This window comes from Mesorhizobium sp. P3_A2, from assembly GCF_056403115.1.
In genome coordinates this window covers 1-649 of the sequence record NZ_JBFUGC010000052.1, presented here as the reverse complement: position 1 = coordinate 649, position 649 = coordinate 1, and the positions used below count along the sequence as shown (strand labels likewise).

At 61.9% G+C, this 649-nt stretch carries 1 protein-coding gene and 1 pseudogene; both read left to right on the top strand.

All coding sequences use genetic code 11. The annotated features are described in order from the left end of the window. Window positions 1–175: pseudogene (locus AC1DXM_RS31955) on the top strand (cysteine--tRNA ligase); the annotation flags it as partial. A 280-nt stretch (window positions 176–455) separates the two neighbouring features. Further along, window positions 456–649: endonuclease domain-containing protein (locus tag AC1DXM_RS31950; RefSeq protein WP_477239547.1), on the top strand; the 194-nt coding region annotated here is incomplete at its 3' end.

Here is a 649-nt window from a genome sequence, read left to right as displayed (position 1 = left end):
CGATGAGGCCGCGGTCGCCGAAGCCATCGCCAAGCGCCTGGAACTGATCGCCGCGAAAAACTGGGCCGAAGCCGACCGCGTGCGTGATGAGCTGCTGGCGCAAGGCGTGCAGCTTAAGGACGGCAAGGATCCGGCGACTGGAGAGCGCGTGACGACCTGGGAGGTGAAGCGGTGAGGGTGACGCGAGGCACCGTTGCGAGGTTGGCGAAGGCGCCGATGACAGCTGATCTCCCCCCTTGCGGGGGAGATGTCCGGCAGGACAGAGGGGGGTGTGAAGGAACACCAACGTTCCTACTTGCTCGTTCTGGTTCCAGCTACTTCCCGAGAATGCAGCGATCGCCAGTTGAGATGCTGGCGGGACAGCACCCCCCTCTGTCCTGCCGGACATCTCCCCCGCAAGGGGGGAGATCAGCCGTCACCTCGGTTTTCTATAATGTCCAGTGTGGCGGTGCGTGATGGGCCACGACCGCGTTCCATCGCGTCAGCGCAAGAATGCAAAGTCCATGCGTCGCGTCATGACCGATGCCGAGCTGAAACTATGGAATGAGTTGCGGGCTCACCGGCTGATGGGGATGAGCTTTCGCCGACAGGTACCGATTGGACCTTACATTGTCGACTTCGCCTGTTCGGCCCACCATCTCATAGTCGA